Origin of the sequence: Microlunatus flavus (genome assembly GCF_900110855.1) — a bacterium.
Lineage (GTDB): Bacteria > Actinomycetota > Actinomycetes > Propionibacteriales > Propionibacteriaceae > Microlunatus > Microlunatus flavus.
Genome location: NZ_FOFA01000006.1, coordinates 140,088 through 159,641, shown reverse-complemented (window position 1 = coordinate 159,641; position 19,554 = coordinate 140,088). Strand labels below are relative to the sequence as shown.

The window sequence follows — 19,554 nt, the reverse complement described above, 5'->3', positions numbered from 1 at the left end:
GACCGGCGCCGGGGGAGACCTCAGACCCTGGTGACGCGTTCCCGGTCGGTGAGGGGCGGCACCGGGGTGCGCACGACGACGGTCCGGATGATCTTGTCGGCCAGCGTCTGGCGCTGCTCGTCCCAGAGCGGCCAGAGGTAGCCGACGTAGGCGATGCCGTCCACGACGTGCAGCAGGTCGCGCAGGAAGGCGTTGAGCACGCCGATCGGCCGCCCGTCGTCGACGCCGACGAGCCACGTGCGGGTGACCCTCTTGCCCAGCGACTGGCCCGTGCGGCCCGCGACCACCCAGCGGTTGTAGACGGTCCAGCCGGTCGCGGCGAAGCTCAGCAGCACCCCCACGACGAGCGCCCACCAGGTCGGCCGCGCGGTCAGGTCGCCATGCAGCAGGCCGGCGTACAGGGGGAGGTAGCCCACGACCAGGAAGACCAGCCCGACGTAGGCGGGGACGCGGTCGATGACGTCGCTGCCCACACGGTTCCACCAGGAGGCGTGCTCCTCGCGTCGCCAGCGCGGTGCCGGCGGTGGCCAGCCCCCCGGCGGAGGTCCCCAGCCGGCAGGGCCGTACGCCCAGGCGGACCGGTCGCCGGGAGGTCCGGGTGGCGCGGGGGGTGCGTACGGCTCCGGTGCGTACGGCGCCGGTGCGTACGGCGGGGGGACCGGGCCCGGGACGGGCGGCCCGTACGGTGCGGGCCACGATCCGCTGAGTGGCGCGGAACCGATCTGCGCACCCTGGTCGGCGGGCGCGCCGAAGCGCGTCACGCGTCCGTAGACCGGGTCGGGCGTCGTCTGGCGTCGCTGGGCGTCGGGGACCTGGGGCTGGGCCTGGGGATCGCGTGCAGCGTCGAGGTAACCGGGCGGGGCCGGGCGACCGCCGGCGTCCTGGTGCCGCTGCGCCGGCGGCCGGGAGTCCAGCTCCTCGAACCGCTGCCGCTCGAACCGCTGCCGCTCGGACCCCTGCCGCTCGGACCCCTGCTCGTCCACCTGTCCCCCTGCCACGGTCGCCCCTCGGGCCGGACGTCAGGTTAGGGCGTCGTGAGCTCGGACGAGCCGGTTCCGGGGCAGAATGACGGGCGTGGCGAGTCGACCCGGCCGAGGCATCCCGAGCGGGGTGGGGCCGGCCGGGGTCGCCGCCCGGGCCGAGCACGGGTTCCGTCCGCAGGAGGCGCTGCGTCCGCTGGCCGGGTTCTTCGCCGCCGGTCTGGGTCTGAGCGCCCTCTACGCGACGACGGGTGTCGGGCTCCCGTGCCCATTCCGCGTGGTCACCGGCTGGGACTGCCCCCTCTGCGGCGGGACGCGCATGGGCAGCGCGCTGCTCCACGGTGACGTCGGGACGGCCTTCGCCGACAACGCGCTCGCCCTCGTCGGGATCGCCCTGCTGGGCGTCTCGGGTGTGCTCTGGGTGCTCGAGGCGCTCGGCGGCCCGGCCGTGCGGCCGCCCCTCGCCCTCCGCCGGCTGTGGGGCCGCACCACGACGACGCAGCGTCTCGTCGCGTTCCTCGCCGTGGCCGCCGTGTGGACGGTCCTCCGCAACCTCCTCTGAGGTCCCGGCCCGGCCGAACGCTGCCGCTCCCGTCGCCGGGGCCCGGCGCGCCGTCGGCACGGGCTCGAGCCGGGTCCGCCCCGGTGCGGCGCGGCTCCGCCGACGTCCACCGTCCCGCGGGTACGCCCTGCCAGCGGTCCGCCTGACCGGTCGCCGACGTCGTCGCGTGCTGCGTCCCGGCGTGTCGCGGCACGCGCCACGCGGAAAGTGTCAGACCTCTTGCGCATGCTGGATCCCAGTCGTAAGGTCACTACATCTAGTGGTTACACGGCTGTAGTTCATCCACAACTAGTGGTCGGTTACCCACAGAAGTCCACAGCCCGGTCCACACCTGATCCCCAGGGTTGTCCCCAGGGAGCGGGGCGGACGGGGTCCGGAACCATCGCGAGGCCGACGAGAGGAGCTGTCCGTGCACTGCCCGTACTGCCGTCACGGCGACTCCAAGGTGCTCGACTCGCGCACGGCCGAGGACGGCGGCAGCATCCGCCGCCGGCGGCAGTGCCCGGCGTGCGAGCGGCGCTTCACCACGATCGAGCAGATGCAGCTCGTGGTGGTCAAGCGCAGCGGCGTCGTCGAGCCCTTCAGCCGCGACAAGGTCGTCTCCGGGGTGCGCAAGGCCTGCAAGGGCCGGCCGGTCACCGAGACGCAGCTCGCGCGGCTCGGGCAGCTGGTGGAGGACTCGCTGCGGGCCTCCGGGCAGCCCGAGGTCCCGGCCGACGAGGTCGGGGTCGCGATCCTCGGCCCGCTCCGTGAGCTCGACCAGGTCGCCTACCTGCGGTTCGCGAGCGTCTACCGGCAGTTCCGCTCGGTCGACGACTTCGAGTCCGAGATCGCGCTGCTGCGGGCGGAGGGGGAGCCGGCGGGCATCGAGCCGCTGATCCCCGACCCGGTCGCCGACGCGAAGGTCGGCACCTTCCAGCCCCACCGCCTGACCCCCCGACGCCGCCCTGCCGGCGGCGCGGGGGAGCCGCCGCCCTGAGCGGCCCCAGTCTCCGGGGCTGGGAGCGCGTCGCTGGGGAAGGCAGCGCGCTCTCAGCCCCGGTCCCAGCCCGACGCGGGCACCGTCACCACCCCCGGGTGACGAGACCGCGTCCCGCCGAGCACGGCCGGTCCTGACGGGTCGGAGCACCACCCCGGGCGCCCCAGGCCCGGGCAGTGAACCAGAGCACCACCGAGCACGACCCGGGGACTACCAGCCCAGCGCAGACCGTTCTAGAGGGGACGGGATGCACGTCAGGAAGAAGGACAGATGACCGAGACCACCCGTGCGGCCAACGGCCGCGGCGAGACCGCGAAGAACGGTGCGAAGAACGGCCGCAAGAGCGCCGGGCTCGTGCTCGAGCGCGTCTTCAGCAGCGGCGTACACCCCTACGACGAGGTCACCTGGGAGCGTCGCGACGTCGTCCAGACGAACTGGAAGACCGGCGAGACGGTCTTCGAGCAGAAGAACGTGGAGTTCCCCGACTTCTGGAGCGTCAACGCCTCCACCATCGTCACGACCAAGTACTTCCGCGGCGCGCTCGGCACCGCCGCCCGCGAGCAGGGCCTCAAGCAGCTCATCGACCGCGTCGTGCTCACCTACCGCAAGGCGGGCGAGGACTACGGCTACTTCGCCGACGCCGAGTCCGCGGAGATCTTCGAGCACGAGCTGACCTGGCTGCTGCTGCACCAGCACTTCTCGTTCAACTCGCCGGTGTGGTTCAACGTCGGGACCCAGTCGCCGCAGCAGGTCAGCGCCTGCTTCATCCTCTCGGTCGACGACTCGATGGACTCGATCCTCAACTGGTACCGCGAGGAGGGCTTCATCTTCAAGGGCGGCTCCGGCGCCGGCCTCAACCTCTCCCGCATCCGCTCCAGCAAGGAGCTGCTGACCTCGGGCGGCACCGCCTCGGGCCCCGTCTCCTTCATGCGCGGCGCGGACGCCAGCGCGGGCACGATCAAGTCGGGTGGCGCCACGCGTCGCGCGGCCAAGATGGTCGTGCTCGACGTCGACCACCCCGACATCGAGGAGTTCGTCGAGACCAAGGCGCGCGAGGAGGACAAGATCCGCGCGCTGCGCGACGCCGGCTTCGACATGGACCTCGGCGGGCGCGACATCACCTCGGTGCAGTACCAGAACGCCAACAACTCGGTCCGGGTGAACGACGAGTTCATGCGGGCGGTCGAGAACGGCACGCCGTTCGGGCTGCGCTCGCGCACGACCGGCGAGGTCATCGAGACCGTCGACGCGCGTGACCTGTGGGGCAAGATCGCCAAGGCGGCCTGGGAGTGCGCCGACCCGGGCATCCAGTACGACGACACGATCAACGACTGGCACACCAACCCCGAGTCGGGCCGCATCAACGCGTCCAACCCGTGCTCGGAGTACATGAGCCTGGACAACAGCTCCTGCAACCTGGCCAGCCTCAACCTGCTCAAGTTCCTCCGCGACGACGACACCTTCGACCCCGAGCGCTTCGAGAAGGCCGTCGAGCTGATCATCACCGCGATGGACATCTCGATCTGCTTCGCGGACTTCCCGACCGAGTCGATCGGCGCCACGACGCGCGACTTCCGCCAGCTCGGCATCGGCTACGCCAACCTCGGCGCGCTGCTCATGGCCACCGGCCACGGGTACGACTCCGACGGCGGCCGTGCGCTGGCCGGCGCGATCACCTCGCTGATGACCGGCGTCTCCTACCGCCGCTCGGCCGAGCTCGCGGGGATCGTGGGCCCGTACGCCGGCTTCGCCCGCAACGCCGACGCGCACCGCCGCGTCATGCGCAAGCACCAAGCCGCCGACGACTCGCTGCGCGACGTCGACGCGATGGGTGCCTCGATCCACGCCCGGGCGACCAAGGCCTGGGACGGCGTGATCAAGACCGGTGAGGCCAACGGCTTCCGCAACGCGCAGGCCTCGGTGCTCGCGCCGACCGGCACCATCGGCTTCATGATGGACTGCGACACGACCGGCATCGAGCCGGACTTCTCGCTGGTCAAGTTCAAGAAGCTCGTCGGCGGCGGCTCGATGCAGATCGTCAACCAGACGATCCCGCGGGCGCTGGCCAAGCTCGGCTACGCCGACGAGACGGTCGAGGCGATCGTCGAGTACATCGCCGAGAACGGTCACGTCGTCGACGCCCCCGGCCTCAAGCCGGAGCACTACGAGGTGTTCGACACGGCCATGGGCCGCCGGGCGATCAAGCCGATGGGCCACGTGCGGATGATGGCGGCGGCGCAGCCGTTCCTGTCCGGCGCGATCTCCAAGACGGTCAACCTCCCGGAGACCGCGACGGTCGAGGAGATCGCCGACGTCTACCTGCAGGGCTGGCACTACGGGCTCAAGGCGCTCGCGGTCTACCGCGACAACTGCAAGGTCGGCCAGCCGCTGAGCGACGGCAAGGCGGAGAAGAAGGCCGACGAGACGCCGGTCGCCGCGGCCGAGCCGACCGTGGTCGAGAAGGTCGTCTACAAGCCGCAGCGCAAGCGCATGCCGAAGTCGCGCTCGAGCCTGACGCGGTCGTTCTCCGTCGGCGGGGCCGAGGGCTACATGACCTCGGGCGCGTACGAGGACGGCGGCCTGGGCGAGGTCTTCCTCAAGCTCGGCAAGCAGGGCTCGACCCTGGCCGGGGTGATGGACGCCTTCTCCATCGCGGTGTCGATCGGCCTGCAGTACGGCGTGCCGCTGGAGACCTTCGTGCAGAAGTTCACGAACCTCAAGTTCGAGCCGGCCGGTCTGACCGACGACTCCGACATCCGGATGGCGCAGTCGATCATGGACTACATCTTCCGGCGCCTCGCCCTGGAGTACCTCACCTTCGACGACCGGGCCGAGCTCGGCATCTACACGGCGACGGAGCGGGCCCGCCAGGTCGAGACGGGGTCCTACCTCCCCGAGCCGGAGCTCGAGATCGAGTCGGAGTCGCTGAAGAGCGATGCGGGCGACACGGTCGACACCGACGCGGTCGAGGTCGAGGTGCCGGTCGCGGCGGCCAAGCCGGCGCCGAGCACCGCGCACACCACGTCGGAGCTGTTCGAGCGGCTCACCGGCACCAGCGTCGACGCCCCGCTCTGCCTCACCTGCGGGACCAAGATGCGCCCGAGCGGCAGCTGCTACGTCTGCGAGGGCTGCGGCTCGACCAGTGGCTGCAGCTGATCGACGGTTCGCTGACCAGCGCGTGCTGATCACCGCACGCTGAGCACCGACCGGCCCGGTCCCCGTCTAGGGGCCGGGCCGGTCTGGTTCGTGGGCCCGTCGCCTGCCACGATCGACGTCGTGACCGGTGCGCTGGAGGACCTGCTGCGTCGCCACGTCGAGGCGGGCACGGTGCCCGGCGCCGTCGGGCTGCTCGGCACGGACGAGCCCGAGGTGGTCGCCGCGGGCGTGGCGAGCGTGGGCGGTCGCCCCCTCGGGGCCGACGCCGTCGTGCGCATCCAGTCGATGACCAAGGCCGTGACCGCGGTCGCGGCGCTGCGGGAGGTCGAGGCCGGGCGGATCGGGCTCGACGACGGCGTCGAGCCCTGGCTGCCCGAGCTGTCGCACCGTCGGGTGCTCGTGCGTCCGGACGCGGCGCTCGACGACACCGTGGCCGCCGTCCGGCCGATCACGCTGCGCCACCTGCTCACGAACGCCTCCGGCTACGGCATGGCGCTCGACGAGTCCCCGCTCACGCGGGCGATGGCGGCCAACGGCACGGAGGCCGGCCCGGAACCGTCCCCGCTCGGCGCGGACGCCTGGCTGGCCCGGCTGGCCGAGCTGCCGCTGACCTTCCAGCCGGGGGAGGGGTGGCGCTACCACCACTCCTTCGCCGTGCTCGGGATCCTCCTCGCCCGGCTCACGGGTCGCCCGCTCGCGGAGCACCTCGCCGAGGACCTCTTCGGCCCGCTCGGGATGGTCGACACCGGCTTCTGGGTGCCCGAGACGGCGCTCGACCGGCTGCCCGCGGCGTACCGGTTCGACGACGGGCGCTTCCTGGAGACGGAACCGGCGGGTGGCGGACCGTACGCCGGTCCGCCGGCCGTGGACGTCAGCCACGGCGAGCTGGTGTCGACGTGCGCGACTACCACCGCTTCCTGCGCGCCCTCACCGACGACGGCGCAGCGGGCGCACCGCTGGTCTCACGGGAGCACCGCCGCCTGATGACGACGGACCAGGTCCCGGCCGCGTCCAAGACTCCCGAGAGCTTCTTCCCGGGCTTCTGGAACCAGATGGGCTGGGGCTTCGGCGTCGGCGTGCAGACCGGGGGACCCCGGCGGGGCCGCTTCGGCTGGTCGGGCGGGCAGGGCACCGACTTCTTCGTCGACCCCGACGGAACCATCGGTGTGCTGCTCACGCAGGTCGAGCTCGGCGAGCACGTCTGGCCGTTGGTCGAGGAGTTCCAGGCCCTGCGACCCCAGCCCGCCGACGCTCAGGGCTCCGCGTAGACGCCCATCACGTTGCCGCCCGGGTCACGGAACCACGCGATCTTCTCGGGGCCGTCCGGGTCGTACGGGCGCACGACCGTGCCCCCGGACGCTTCGATGCGGTCCGAGGCGGCAACGACGTCGTCGACCATGATCGAGATGACGATGCCGGGCTCGGTCATCGGCGGCCGGTCGGTCACCCACATGCCGCTGACGACGCGACCGTCGCTGCCGTCGTCGAAGGCGGTGGTGCCGTCGTCGTGCTGGCGCAGCCGCCAGCCGAACGCGTCGCGGTAGAACGCGGACGACTGCGCGACGTCGACCGCAGGGATCTCGAGGTAGCAGATCCACCCGTGCGAGGAAGAGGTCATGGCGCAGCCTCCCGCGTGGCGCGCGCACGGACCAGCACGGGGGTACGGGCTTGTGGTCGGCGGCCGATGACTCGGCGAGGCGCCAACGGTCTGACCAGACATGACCACCAGCAGCCCGACCACCCAGGTCCCGACCGTGACGCGCACGGTGGGGGAGGGTGAGGACCTGATCACGTACGACGTCCGCGGCGACCTCGCCGACGCGACGCCCGCGCGGCCCGTGCTCGTGATGTTCGGCTCGCCGATGGACGCGGGCGGGTTCGGTCCGCTGGCCGCGCGGTTCACCGACCGACCCGTCGTGACGTACGACCCACGCGGGACGGGCCGCAACCCGAAGGGCACCACCCCGGTGACGCCGGAGCAGCACGCCGAGGACCTGCACCGGGTGATCACCGCGCTCGAGGCCGGCCCGGTCGACCTGATGGGCAGCAGCGGGGGGGCGGTCAACGCCCTCGCGCTCGCCGCAGCGCACCCCGAGGACGTGCGACGCGTGGTGGCGCACGAACCCCCGACCGCGATGGGGCTGCCCGACCAGGACGTCCTGCTCGACGCCTGCGCCGACCTGGCCGCCACGTACGCGTCCTCGGGCCAGGGACCCGCGATGGCGAAGTTCATGGCCCTCGTGATGCACGACGGGCCGCTGCCGGACGACTGGCTCGCCCGGCCCGCACCGGATCCCGCCGCCTTCGGCCTGCCGACCGAGGACGACGGCGACCGCACCCAGGCGCTGTTCCGTAACGGCCCTGCGTGCAACGCGCTCGCGGTCGACCCCGCGCGGCTGGGTCCGCTGGGCGACCGCGTCGTCATCGCCGTCGGCGTCGAGTCCGGCGACACCATGGCGGCGCGCGGCGGCCGGCAGGTGGCCCGCACGCTCGGGCTGGCGGTGACCGACTTCCCCAGCCACCACGGCGGGTTCCTCGGGGACGAGTTCGGGCAGCACGGCGACCCGGACGGATTCGCGGCCCGCCTGCACGCGGTGCTCGACCGCTGAACCCTCCGGCCCGGCGTCATCCGGCGCGGTAAGCGCGCGAGGCGGCGACGATGCGGCGCAGGCTCTCGAGCGTCCGCCGCAGCTCGTCCTCGCCGACCTCCGCCCCGACCGCGTCGGCCCACGCGTGCTGGGCGTCCGCCAGTCGGCCCACGGCCTCGCGACCGGCCTCGGTGGGTTCGAGCAGCTTGGCGCGGCGGTGCGCGGGGTTGTCGCCGTAGCGCGCCCACCCCCGCTCGACCAGCAGGTCGGCGACACGCTGCACGCTCTGGCGCGCGAGGCCGAGGCCCACCCGGCGAGCGATCTCCGCGACGGGCAGCGCCTCGTCGAGCGTCGCGCCGAGCACCTGCCACCAGGCCGGCGTCAGACCCACCGGACGGGTCATGTCCTCCGCAGCCGCGAGGAGCTCGCCGTTCAGCTCGAAGGCCGGCAGCACGAGCGCCGTCAGCGCGTCCCCGGCCGGGGTCCTACGCGGCACCGGCACCCGCCAGCTGGTCGAAGTAGCGCCGCTCGCCGGTCGTGTAGAGGCCGTACCAGGCGTCGACCACCGCCGGCGGGAAGACGCCCAGCCGGCGGAACACCGCGGCGCTGAAGTCGACGGGCTTCGTGGCCGGAGCCGTGATGACGTCGCGGTCCTCGACCACCGCGGCCTCCCGGTAACGGTCGGCGCCCGCGTAGCCCGAGGGGGTGAGGAAGTCCCGCGCGTTGCTGGTGTGCGCCCGGTCGTCCAGCAGCCCGGCCCGCGCGAGCCCGAACGTCGCCCCGCAGATCGCCGCCACCGGGACGCGGCGCGTCAGGAGCCGGGCGGCCAGGGCGAGGGTTGCCGCGTGGCCCGTGCCCCAGGTGTCGGCGCCGGGCAGCACGAGCATCGCAACGTCGTCCTCCGCGAGCTCGGCGAGGGAACCGTCGGTCTGGAGGTGCAGCCCTCCCTTGGTGGTCACGACCTCGGGCCCGTCGCCGAGGACCCGGAGCCGGTACGGCCCGCCCTCGGCCCACGCCAGCCCGGTCGTGAGGTAGGCGTACTCCCAGTCGGCGATCGTGTCCGTCGCGTACAGCACCACGTCGCTCATCGCTGCTCCTTTGACAGTGTGCTGTCATCATCGCAAGAACGACAGCGTGCTGTCAAGAACGGAGGTCGACCGGGGGAGGACCAGAGGCACGGGAACCGACCCCGGCCGGAAGCGGATCACTGCAGCGGGAACGGCGACTGGGCTGCCGCGGGAAGGGGGCTGAGCTCGACGGAGGCGACCCACTTGACCCACCAGAAGCCGCGGTGCCCGGGGGCGACGAGGCGGACGGGTGCGCCGGTGCCGGGGCTGAGGCGCTCGCCCTCGACGCGCGTGCAGAGGTGCAGCTCGGCCAGCGCCTGCACGTTGAACCGCCGCCGGTAGCCGGTCACGCTCGTGACCACCACGCTGCGCGCCTGCGCGACGGCCGCAGCCGGGAGCAGGTCGGCCAGCGCGACACCGGTCCAGGTGGCGTCGGCGTACCAGCCGGTGGTGCAGTCCAGCCGCGCCCGGACGGGCGTCCCGCGTGCGTCGAGCTCAGCCGCGTCGACGCCGACACCGTCGACCAGCACCCGCTGGGCGCGGTCGCTCGGCCCCGGGACGCGGTCGAGCAGCCAGATGGTCGCGGGGATCGCGCTCGCGGCGATCGGGTGCGACCCGGTCGCAGTGCGCTCGCGCGCGACGCCGGTCGCGGTGGCGACACCCTCGACGACCACGTACGCCCCGGCGGCCGCGGCGCCGAACGTGGCGGTGCGCAGCAGCTGGCGTCGCCCGGCGTCGGTGCGCCGGACCAGGCGGGGGCGCCAGTGGCGGGTGACGTGCACGACGAGCAGGACCACGATCCCGACCGCCGCGCCGACGTGCACCTGGATCGGGGTCAGCGGGGCCGTGAGGTCGGGCCCGGCGAGGACCTCCACGACTCCGGCCACGAGGCAGACCACGACGAGGCCGGCCAGCGTCAGGCTGGTCGCGGTCAGCCGGGGTGCCCGCCGCGCCACGACGACCTTCCAGGGCGCGAGCACGACCAGGCCCAGCCCGACGACGCCGTGGGCGACCGCCGCCGCGCGCGCCGAGACCGGGCCCGCCGTGGCGAAGGCCAGCCCGCCGGTCGCCAGGCTGCCGACCAGGAGGAGCAGCAGACCGGCGTTCGTCCGGCGGCCGGCCCGCCGCAGCAGGGCGGCGGCGCGAGCGCGGCGGGCCGGCGCCCGTGGGGGCGCCGTGCCCGCGTCAGGACCAGCCGGCACCGGACGGACGCGTCCCCGCGCCGGGCCCGTACCACTCGGGCAGCCCCGGCGGCACCCAGGCGGGCACCGTCGCCGGCGGCTGCGGACCGCCGCCGTAGCCCGGTCTGGGGACCTCCGGCGGCAGGATCACGTACGGGCGCAGCGCGGCGGCCCGGTCGAGGAGGCCGAGCATGCGCTGGTTCACGTCGCGCGGCGCGGTGCCGTTGACGAAGCGGTTGTGCAGGAACGCGATCTCGATCATCGTCTGCTGGAACGCGCGCATCGCCCGCGCCCCGGGCTTGCCACCCCGCGCGCCCGCGTAGTGGCGCGCGGAGACGCGGTCGGACAGGCGCGCGACCCAGCGGACCTCCTCGGGCCGCGTCCAGCCCATCTGCACGGTCTGCTGCAGGGCGGCGACGAGCATCCGGCCTTCGCGTGACCGCGCCCAGATGGCCACGCCCACGACGACGAGGAGCAGCGGGAGCATGACGACCCCGTAGGCGATGAGGAAGTTGCGCGTGCCGAAGCCGGCGCTGCCGTTCCAGATGCCGTGCAGCGCGACCGCGGTGAGGAAGCCGAGCACGGGGGCCACGACCTGCTTGGCCCTCGACCGCGACGTCAGGCCGATGCCGAAGCCGAGCCCGGTCGCCGACGTGAACAGCGGGTGGGCGAAGGGGCTCATCACCCCACGCAGCACCACCGTGGCCGTGAGGCCGGCCGGGCCTTCCTGCTGCAGGGCCGAGAGGTAGTAGAGGATGTCCTCGACGAAGGCGAAGCCGACGCCCACGAGCGCGCCGTAGACGACGCCGTCCAGCAGGCCGTGGATCTGCTGGCGCCGCAGCAGCACGACCGCGACGAGGAACAGCCCCTTGCCGGTCTCCTCGACGACGGGCGCCACGACCGCGAACGAGACGAACGACTCCTGCCCCGTCACGAACGACGCGGCCGACTCGACGACGAAGCTGAGGATGACCGCGACGACACCGCCCCAGCCGAGGGCGGCCAGGCGGTAGCGGGCCGGTTCCGGCTCGTAGCGGTCGAGCCAGAAGATCACCAGCAGGATGACGGGGAAGGCGAGCGCCGCGAGGAACGTCACGAGCGCGACCGGGCCGAGACCGCCGAACGCGACGAACACGCCGGCGATCACCAGGGCGCCCAGCCCGAGCACCACCGTCGTCACCCAGGTCAGCGCCGAGCGCGGGTGGCGCAGGAGCGCCGGGGGGACGACGGGCTGGCCGACCGGCACGGGCACCGGCGACGGACCACTCATGCTCGACTCCTTCTCGACGCAGGGTGGTTCCGGGTGCGCCGGGGCCAGCCTAGAAAAGTTCGGCGTCCGATGGGACGGCGCCCGCGCAGCGGTGCGGACCGGGAGCTCGCCGCCAGGGGCCGACGCGCAGGGGGCGGGTCCGGGTCGGGGCCAGGACCCGACCTGTGCGCTAGGTTCGAGCGCGAGGGGAGGTGGGCCGATTGAGCGGAGTCGACGGGATCGACGACTTCGACATCGACCGTGCCATCGAGCAGGCCTGGACCGACTTCGGCGCCCGGCTCGCCGAGGTGCTCTCGATGGTCGACGAGTCCGGTGACCTGACCATCGGCACGCCCAAGGGTGACGGGGCGCCCGACAGCTACGTCCGGTTCTCCGGCCCCGCACGCGACCGCGTACGGGCGGTGGCCGGCGTCGCGGCCGGTCGGACGCAGGCCGAGCAGGTCGAGGCGCTGGTGACCGACGGCTGGGAGCGCACCACCGGGGACCACGGGGGTGCCGCCGGAGTCGTCCTGGTCGCCGCCGAGTGCCCGCAGGAGCACTGCGAGACCCTCGCCGAGCAGGCCGTCCGGGCCCTGCGGGACGTGTTCGGGGTCCAGCACCCCGTGTTCCTCGCCCCCGACCAGCTCGCCGAGGTCCTGCAGCCCGACGTGGTCCCCGAGCCGACCGAGGTCGCACCGCCCCGGACCAACGGTTCGAGCGGGCCCGTCCTCGAGCCCGCGAACCTCCCCGTGCGCGGCAGCGCGGTCGAGATCGACCCCGAGGACCTGACCGCCACCCTGCCCGACGGGCCCGGCCACCTGAACCGGCTCGTCGACGCCGAGCTCACCGACATGTACGGCCACCCGCCCTACCGCGACAACGAGGGCGACGTGGCGATCCGGGTCGGGTCGACGATGCTCTTCCTCCGCACCAGCGCCGACGGCAAGGAGGTCACCGTCTTCGCCGCGGTCGTGCACGACGTCTCGGGCCGCTCCCGCGCCGCGGAGGTCGTCAACGACCTCAACGTCGAGTCGCGCTGGGTCAAGTTCCAGCTGGTGCGCGACCGCGTGTTCGCCAGCATCTCGGTCCTCGCCCAGCCCTTCGTGCCCGCGCACCTGCACCAGGCCGTACGCGTCCTCTCCGACGTCGCCGACGGCATCGACGAGGACCTGGCCGCCAAGCTGGACGGCAGAACCACGTTCTAGGTGGACCGGGGACGCTCCCTGAGCTCGTCGAGCGCTCCCTGAGCTTGTCGAAGGGCCTCGTCAGAGGTTGGCACTCCTGCTGGGACGCCGACCACTTCGTGGCCCTTCGACAGGCTCAGGGTGCGTCCTCGGTCGAGCGCCCCTGGCCAGGCTCAGGGCCGGGCCGCGCGCTGCGACTAGCCTGGGTCCAGTGAGTGACGTGGCGGTGGTCGAGGAACCGCTGCACCTCACGTACGACGAGGCGCTGCCGATCACGGCGTGGCACGACGAGATCGCCGGGCTCGTGCGGGACCACCCGGTGGTGGTCGTGGCGGGGGAGACCGGGTCGGGCAAGACGACCCAGCTGCCCAAGATCTGCCTGGAGCTGGGCCGACGCTCGATCGCGCACACTCAGCCCCGGCGGCTCGCCGCCCGGACCGTCGCGCAGCGCGTCGCCGACGAGATGGAGACCACGCTCGGCGACGTCGTGGGCTACCAGGTGCGGTTCACCCGCCAGACCTCGCGCGCGACCCTGCTCAAGATCATGACCGACGGCGTCCTGCTCGCCGAGATCGGCCGCGACCGCGACCTGCGCCGCTACGACACGATCATCGTCGACGAGGCGCACGAGCGCTCGCTGAACATCGACTTCCTGCTCGGCTACCTCAAGCAGCTGCTGACCCGCCGCGACGACCTGCGGGTGATCATCACCTCCGCCACGATCGACACCGCACGGTTCGCCGAGCACTTCGCCGGCCCGGACGGCACGCCGGCGCCCGTCGTCGAGGTCTCGGGGCGCACGTACCCGGTGGAGATGCGTTACCGCCCGATCCTGGACGAGGGTGCGGGCACCGCCGACCAGAACGCGGCCGTCGTCGAGGCGGTGAAGGAGCTGAGCGCGCTGGGCGGTGGCGACGTCCTCGTCTTCCTCTCCGGCGAGCGGGAGATCCGCGACGCCGCTGACGCGCTGAACGGCGCGGGGCTGCGCTCCACGGAGGTCCTGCCGCTGTTCGCCCGGCTGTCGACCGCCGAGCAGCACCGCGTCTTCGCGCCGCACCCCGGCCGTCGGGTCGTCCTCGCCACGAACGTCGCCGAGACCTCGTTGACGGTCCCGGGCATCCGTTACGTCGTCGACGTCGGCACCGCGCGCATCTCGCGCTACTCGGCGCGCACCAAGGTGCAGCGCCTGCCGATCGAGCCCGTGTCGCAGGCCTCGGCCAACCAGCGCGCCGGTCGCTGCGGCCGCGTCGCCCCCGGCGTCTGCATCCGCCTCTACAGCGAGGAGGACTTCGCCGCCCGGCCGCTGTTCACCGAGCCCGAGATCCTGCGCACCAACCTCGCCTCGGTCATCCTCCAGATGGCCGCGGCCGAGCTCGGCGACATCGCGTCCTTCCCGTTCGTCGAGGCGCCCGACCGCAGCCAGGTGAGCGACGGCCTGCGCCTGCTCGCCGAGCTGGGGGCGATCCGCGGCGACGAGCGGGACGGGTCGCGCCCGCAGCGCGTCGAGGGCGCGGTCCGGCTGACCAAGGTCGGGCAGCGACTCGCCGCCATCCCGGTCGACCCGCGGATGGGCCGGATGCTGCTCGCCGCGGAACGTCAGGGCTGCCTGCGCGAGATGCTCGTCGTCGTCGCCGGGCTCTCCATCCCCGACCCGCGCGAACGCCCGGCCGAGCAGCGCGAGCGGGCCGACGCCCTCCACCGCCGCTTCTGGGCCGCCATGCCGAGCGACCGCACGAGCGGCGCCGAGGGCCAGAAGGACGCCGCGCCGGCCGGCTCGACGGCCGCGCAGGAGCCCGAGCCTCCCGTCAACGACGGCAGCGACTTCCTCGCGCTGCTGCGGCTGTGGGACTACCTGCGCGCCTCGCGCAAGGAGCTGTCGGGCAACGCGTTCCGGCGCCGGGTGCGGGAGGAGTTCCTGCACTACCTGCGCATCCGCGAGTGGCAGGACCTGCACACCCAGCTGAAGCAGGTCTGCAAGGACCTCGGCATGAGCAGCAACGAGGAACCGGCCGGGGCCGACCGCGTGCACGCCGCCGCGCTGGCCGGCCTGCTGTCGCACGTCGGGCTCCTCGACGAGCGCGAGGAGGCCCGTACGGGTCGGGGCGCCAAGCCCGCGCCGCGCAGCAGGCGGCGGGTCAGCCGCGAGTACCTCGGCGCCCGCGGGACCCGGTTCGTCATCAACCCCGGGTCCGCCGCCGCCGCCCGCCCGCCGCAGCTCGTGGTCGCCGCCGAGATCGTCGAGACCAGCCGGCTGTTCGCCCGCACGGTCGCCGGGATCACCCCGGCGCAGGTGGAGGAGGTCGGGCAGCACCTGCTGCACCGCACCTACTCCGAGCCGCACTGGTCCTCGCGAGCGGGCTCGGTGATGGCGTACGAGCAGGTCACCCTCTACGGCGTCCCGGTCGTCTCGCGCCGCCGGGTCGGCTATGCGCGGGTCAACCCCGCGGAGGCCCGCGAGATCTTCCTGCGCGCGGCGCTGGTCGAGGGCCGCTGGCACACGCGGCACCGGTTCCTCAAGCACAACGCCGAGGTCCGGGCCGAGGTCGAGGAGCTCGAGGAGCGCACCCGGCGCCGGGACCTCGCCGTCGACGACGAGACGATCTTCGCCTTCTACGACGCCCGCGTCCCCGCCGACGCCACCTCCGGCGCGGCCTTCGACGCGTGGTGGAAGACCGCGCGCCACGAGACGCCCGAGCTGCTCGACCTGAGCCTGGCCGACCTCACGACCGGGCCGTCCGGCCTCGCCACCGCCGAGGCCTACCCCGACCACTGGGACGTCGCCGGCCACCGCCTGCCCGTCGCCTACCGCTTCTCCCCGGGTGACCCACGTGACGGCGTCAGCGTGACGGTGCCCGTCGACGTGCTCAACCAGGTCGGGCCGGCGCCGTTCGGCTGGCAGGTGCCGGGCCTCCGGCTCGAGCTGGCCACCGAGCTGGTGCGCTCGCTGCCGCGCGCGGTCCGGCGCCTGCTCGTGCCCGCCCCGGAGAACGCGGAGCGGGCGCTCGCCTGGGTGCGCGACCACCCGGGACCGTTCGGCGAGGGCTTCACCGCGGCGCTCGGCCGGGCCGTCCGGGTGCTCACCGGCGAGACGGTGCCGGCGGACGCCTGGGACCTCGAGGCCGTCCCTGCCCACCTCCGCGTGACCTTCGTGGTCGTCGACGCCGCCGGGGAGGTGCTCGCCGAGGGCAAGGACCTCGCCGCGCTCAAGACCGAGCTCAGCGCGCAGGTCAACGCGGCGCTCGCGGCAACGGCGGACACGTTCACCCGGACCGGGATCACCCGCTGGGACTTCGGGCGCCTGGAGCCCGAGCTGACCGTGACCCGGGACGGGCGCAGCGTCGTCGGCTACCCGAGCCTCGTCGACGAGCAGACCAGCGTGACGCTCCGCCTCCTGGACACGCCGGCGCGCCAGGCCCACGCGACCGCGGCGGGCCTGCGGCGCCTCGTCCTGCTCGGCACGCCCGACCCGACCCGCTGGGTCGTCGGCCACCTGTCGAACCTCGACAAGCTGGCGCTCGGCTCCAGCCCGTACGCCGGCGTCCCGGCCCTGCTCGCCGACGCCCGGCTGGCGTCGGTCGGGGAGCTGGTCCGGCGTCATCAGCAGGTCCCCGTCCAAGACGCCGACGCCTTCACCCGGCTCTGCGACGCCGTGCGGCAGGACAACCCCGACCTGATGCGCAGCGTCGTGGCCCTGGCCGCCGAGGTGCTGCGGGCCTGGGGCCCGTTGCAGAGCGGGCTGCCGCAGGTGGCAGCGCGCAGCCAGGAGGCCGCGGACGACCTGCGCGAGCAGCTGGCGAACCTCGTCTTCACCGGCTTCCTGTCGGCCACGCCGTACGAGCACCTGGTCGACCTGCCCCGCTACCTGCAGGCGGCCCAGCAGCGCGTCACCACCCTGCAGACCCAGCCGACCCGCGACCGGCCCGCGCTGGAGACGGTGCTGCGCTGCGAGGACGCGTACGCCGCGCTCGTCGCCGAGGTGCCGCCGGGCCCGTTGCCGCCCGTCGTCGCCGAGGTCGGCTGGCTGCTCGAGGAGCTCCGCGTGAGCCTGTTCGCCCAGGGCCTGCGCACGAAGGTCCCGGTGTCGGAGAAGCGCGTGCGCAGCGCGGTCGAGGCGGCGCGGGCCCGGCTGGGCTGAGCCGGGGCCCCGCAGCCACTGCCGTCCACGACGGAGTGCGCCGTCAGCGGCCGCGGGTAGATTGGGCCGCATGCTGGATCCACGTCTGCTGTACACGCTGGACGAGGAGGTCGTGGCCAGCCTGCAGGACGCGCACCCCGTGCTGATCCACCAGCTCGACGGGTTCGTCGACGCCGGCGGCGCCGGACGGCTGCTCACGAGCCACGTCCTCGAGCACCTCGAGCACCAGGTCGTCGCGACCTTCGACCACGACCAGCTGCACGACTACCGCAGCCGGCGCCCGATCATGGTCTTCGACACCAACCAGTGGAAGTCGTACGCCGACCTCCACCTGCGCCTGCACCGCGTCGTCGACGAGCAGGGTGAGGTGTTCCTGCTCCTGTCCGGGCCCGAGCCCGACGTGCAGTGGGAGCGCTTCGCCGCGGCCGTCATGGGCCTGATCGAGCAGCTCGGCGTGCGGCTCACGATCACCGCGCACGGCATCCCGATGGCCGTTCCGCACACGCGGCCCATCACCATGACCGCGCACGCGACGGACGCGTCGCTCGTCACCGGCTACCGCAGCTGGATCGACCGCGTCGAGGTGCCCGCCAGCTTCACCGGGCTGCTCGAGTACCGCCTCGGGCAGGCCGACCGGCGCGCGATGGGCTTCGCCGCGCACGTGCCGCACTACCTGGCGCAGGCGACGTTCCCGGAGGCGACGCTGTCGCTGACCCGCTCGATCAACGCGGCCACCGGCCTCGCCGTGCCGCTGGAACCCCTCGAGAAGGCCTCGGCCAGCAACCTCGAGGACATCGCCGGGGAGATGCAGGGCTCGCAGGAGGTCCAGGAGCTGGTCGCCAGCCTCGAGCAGCAGTACGACGCCCTCCAGGTCGAGCACCAGGGCGTCCCCAGCGCCGAGGAGATCGCGGCCGAGTTCGAGCGCTTCCTCGCCGAGCGCGAGACCAAGGACGACGACTAGGCGCGCTGCTCGCTCCGCGTCGCGGCCAGGGACGCGACTCGCGCCCCGTGCGGCTTGCGTAGGCTCGCGCCCATGCCCGAGTCGGTCGACGAGCTGGTGTCGCTGCTCGACCTCGAGGAGATCGAGGTCGGGCTGTTCCGGGCGCGGCAGCCGCGGACGGCGCTGCAGCGCGTCTTCGGCGGCCAGGTCCTCGCGCAGGCGCTGACGGCGGCGACCCGTACGGTGCCGGCCGAGCGGGTCGTGCACTCGCTGCACGGCTACTTCCTCGTCGCCGGGCGCACCGACCTGCCGATCGTGTACGACGTCGAGCAGGTCCGCGACGGCGGCTCGTTCTCCTCGCGCCGGGTGGTGGCCCGCCAGGGCGGGCAGGTGATGTTCTACCTGTCGGCGTCCTTCCACGTGCACGAGGACGGCTTCGAGCACGCCGACGTGATGCCCGAGGCGCCCGCCCCCGAAGACACCGCGCCGCTGTCCGACGTGCTCGCCGGCCTCACCGGGCGACCGGCGTCGGGGTGGCTGCACGAGTGGGGGGCGATCGACGTGCGCTACGTCGGCGACTCGCGCCCCGGCGGGGCCATCGCGGACCCGGCGCACCCCGCGCGGGCGCGGGCCTGGGTCCGTGTGGCCGGCGCGCTGCCCGACGACCCGCTGCTGCACCAGGCGGCGCTCGCGTACACCAGCGACCTGACCCTGCTCGGCGTCAGCACGGTGCCGCACGGCGTCGTCGTCGGCTACACCGTGCAGGCGGCGTCGCTGGACCACGCGATGTGGTTCCACCGACCGTTCCGCGCCGACCGCTGGCTGCTGTACGACCAGGTCTCGCCCTCCGCGTCGGGTGCCCTCGGGCTGTCGACGGGGCGGCTGTTCCAGGACGGGCGGCTCGTCGCGACCGTGGCGCAGGAGGGGCTGATCCGCCCGCAGCGTCCGCGGTCCTGACCTCGGCGGCGCCGTGCCGACGACCGTCCTCGTCGAGGGGGAGAGCGACCGGGTCGCCGTCGAGACGCTCGCCGGCGCGGCGGGGCTCGACCTCGCAGGCGCAGCGGTCCACGTGGTCGCGATGGGCGGGGCCACGAGCATCGTCCACCACCTGCTCGTCGGACCGGACGAGCGCGTCCTCGGCCTCTGCGACGAGGCGGAGGCGCCGGGGATCCTGCGGGCCCTGGACCGGGCGGGCGTGGGTGCGGGTGCGGGTGGGCTCGCGGAGCGGGGGTTCCAGGTCTGCCGCGCGGACCTCGAGGACGAGCTGATCCGCGCGCTCGGCCCGGGCGCGGTGCTCGCGGTCGTGGAGGCCCAGGGCGAGCTGACGTCGTTCCGCCGCCTGCAGCACCAGCCGGCTCTGCGCGACCGGCCGCTGGTCCATCAGCTGCGCCGGTTCCTCGCCGGCCGGAGCGGCCACAAGATCACCTACGCCCGCCTGCTCGTCGAGGCCCTCCCGCCCGGCGCGACCCCGGAACCCCTGGCGCGCCTCCTCGCGGACCTCTGAGCTGCAGGAGAAACGCCAACCTCTTCGAG

At 73.7% G+C, this 19,554-nt stretch carries 17 protein-coding genes; 11 read left to right on the top strand and 6 right to left on the bottom strand.

The annotated features are described in order from the left end of the window. Window positions 1-20: 20 nt before the first annotated feature. On the bottom strand, window positions 21-983 hold the full coding sequence (locus BMY04_RS23105) for an RDD family protein (RefSeq protein ID WP_198410183.1): 963 nt from the start codon (window positions 981-983) through the stop codon (window positions 21-23). A 91-nt stretch (window positions 984-1,074) separates the two neighbouring features. Between BMY04_RS23105 and BMY04_RS14610 the strand changes: the two genes are divergently transcribed. The 5 genes from BMY04_RS14610 to BMY04_RS23100 all read left to right on the top strand — a co-directional run bounded on the left by BMY04_RS14610 (window position 1,075) and on the right by BMY04_RS23100 (window position 6,945). Beyond that, entirely contained in the window at window positions 1,075-1,542 is a 468-nt protein-coding gene (locus tag BMY04_RS14610; protein ID WP_198410182.1) for a DUF2752 domain-containing protein, read from the top strand. 409 nt (window positions 1,543-1,951) lie between these two features. Next, window positions 1,952-2,521: a transcriptional regulator NrdR gene (gene nrdR, locus BMY04_RS14605; protein ID WP_170854156.1), complete on the top strand. Its 570-nt coding sequence runs from the start codon at window positions 1,952-1,954 to the stop codon at window positions 2,519-2,521. 270 nt (window positions 2,522-2,791) lie between these two features. Beyond that, window positions 2,792-5,677 (top strand): vitamin B12-dependent ribonucleotide reductase, encoded by a 2,886-nt coding sequence (locus BMY04_RS14600; RefSeq protein WP_091182219.1) that lies wholly within the window; start codon window positions 2,792-2,794, stop codon window positions 5,675-5,677. A gap of 120 nt (window positions 5,678-5,797) precedes the next feature. Then, window positions 5,798-6,661, top strand: coding sequence for a serine hydrolase domain-containing protein (locus BMY04_RS14595; RefSeq protein ID WP_198410181.1), 864 nt, complete (start codon window positions 5,798-5,800; stop codon window positions 6,659-6,661). Further along, window positions 6,661-6,945, top strand: coding sequence for a hypothetical protein (locus BMY04_RS23100; RefSeq protein WP_198410180.1), 285 nt, complete (start codon window positions 6,661-6,663; stop codon window positions 6,943-6,945). The genes BMY04_RS14595 and BMY04_RS23100 overlap by 1 nt, the downstream gene beginning before the upstream one ends. Here the strand turns inward: BMY04_RS23100 and BMY04_RS14590 are convergent. Continuing rightward, window positions 6,930-7,295: a VOC family protein gene (locus tag BMY04_RS14590; RefSeq protein ID WP_091182214.1), complete on the bottom strand. Its 366-nt coding sequence runs from the start codon at window positions 7,293-7,295 to the stop codon at window positions 6,930-6,932. The genes BMY04_RS23100 and BMY04_RS14590 overlap by 16 nt on opposite strands. A gap of 100 nt (window positions 7,296-7,395) precedes the next feature. Here BMY04_RS14590 and BMY04_RS14585 point away from each other — a divergent pair, with 100 nt between their 5' ends. After that, on the top strand, window positions 7,396-8,286 hold the full coding sequence (locus BMY04_RS14585) for an alpha/beta fold hydrolase (protein WP_091182212.1): 891 nt from the start codon (window positions 7,396-7,398) through the stop codon (window positions 8,284-8,286). Between the two features lie 16 nt (window positions 8,287-8,302). Here the strand turns inward: BMY04_RS14585 and BMY04_RS14580 are convergent, their stop codons facing one another. The 4 genes from BMY04_RS14580 to BMY04_RS14565 all read right to left on the bottom strand — a co-directional run bounded on the left by BMY04_RS14580 (window position 8,303) and on the right by BMY04_RS14565 (window position 11,783). Continuing rightward, window positions 8,303-8,761, bottom strand: a complete 459-nt coding sequence (locus BMY04_RS14580) for a MarR family winged helix-turn-helix transcriptional regulator (RefSeq protein ID WP_170854155.1) — start codon at window positions 8,759-8,761, stop codon at window positions 8,303-8,305. Beyond that, window positions 8,751-9,353: a DJ-1/PfpI family protein gene (locus BMY04_RS14575; protein WP_091182208.1), complete on the bottom strand. Its 603-nt coding sequence runs from the start codon at window positions 9,351-9,353 to the stop codon at window positions 8,751-8,753. The genes BMY04_RS14580 and BMY04_RS14575 overlap by 11 nt, the downstream gene beginning before the upstream one ends. A gap of 116 nt (window positions 9,354-9,469) precedes the next feature. Further along, the gene (locus tag BMY04_RS14570) at window positions 9,470-10,534 is read right to left on the bottom strand and encodes a molybdopterin-dependent oxidoreductase (RefSeq protein WP_091182204.1); all 1,065 of its coding nucleotides are present in this window, start codon (window positions 10,532-10,534) and stop codon (window positions 9,470-9,472) included. Beyond that, a complete protein-coding gene (locus BMY04_RS14565) occupies window positions 10,518-11,783 on the bottom strand; it encodes a PrsW family intramembrane metalloprotease (RefSeq protein ID WP_091182202.1) in 1,266 nt (421 codons plus the stop codon). Before BMY04_RS14565 ends, BMY04_RS14570 begins: the two co-directional genes overlap by 17 nt. Before the next feature lie 200 nt (window positions 11,784-11,983). Between BMY04_RS14565 and BMY04_RS14560 the strand changes: the two genes are divergently transcribed. The 5 genes from BMY04_RS14560 to BMY04_RS14540 all read left to right on the top strand — a co-directional run bounded on the left by BMY04_RS14560 (window position 11,984) and on the right by BMY04_RS14540 (window position 19,525). Next, complete coding sequence (locus BMY04_RS14560; protein WP_232506411.1) at window positions 11,984-12,967, top strand: T3SS (YopN, CesT) and YbjN peptide-binding chaperone 1; 984 nt, start codon at window positions 11,984-11,986, stop codon at window positions 12,965-12,967. A gap of 190 nt (window positions 12,968-13,157) precedes the next feature. After that, window positions 13,158-17,081, top strand: a complete 3,924-nt coding sequence (hrpA, locus tag BMY04_RS14555; protein ID WP_232506410.1) for an ATP-dependent RNA helicase HrpA — start codon at window positions 13,158-13,160, stop codon at window positions 17,079-17,081. A gap of 70 nt (window positions 17,082-17,151) precedes the next feature. Beyond that, complete coding sequence (locus tag BMY04_RS14550) at window positions 17,152-18,042, top strand: proteasome assembly chaperone family protein (protein ID WP_091182504.1); 891 nt, start codon at window positions 17,152-17,154, stop codon at window positions 18,040-18,042. Between the two features lie 72 nt (window positions 18,043-18,114). Beyond that, window positions 18,115-18,978, top strand: a complete 864-nt coding sequence (locus BMY04_RS14545; protein ID WP_091182199.1) for an acyl-CoA thioesterase — start codon at window positions 18,115-18,117, stop codon at window positions 18,976-18,978. A 13-nt stretch (window positions 18,979-18,991) separates the two neighbouring features. Next, the gene (locus BMY04_RS14540; RefSeq protein WP_091182195.1) at window positions 18,992-19,525 is read left to right on the top strand and encodes a TOPRIM nucleotidyl transferase/hydrolase domain-containing protein; all 534 of its coding nucleotides are present in this window, start codon (window positions 18,992-18,994) and stop codon (window positions 19,523-19,525) included. The last annotated feature ends 29 nt before the right edge of the window (window positions 19,526-19,554 follow it).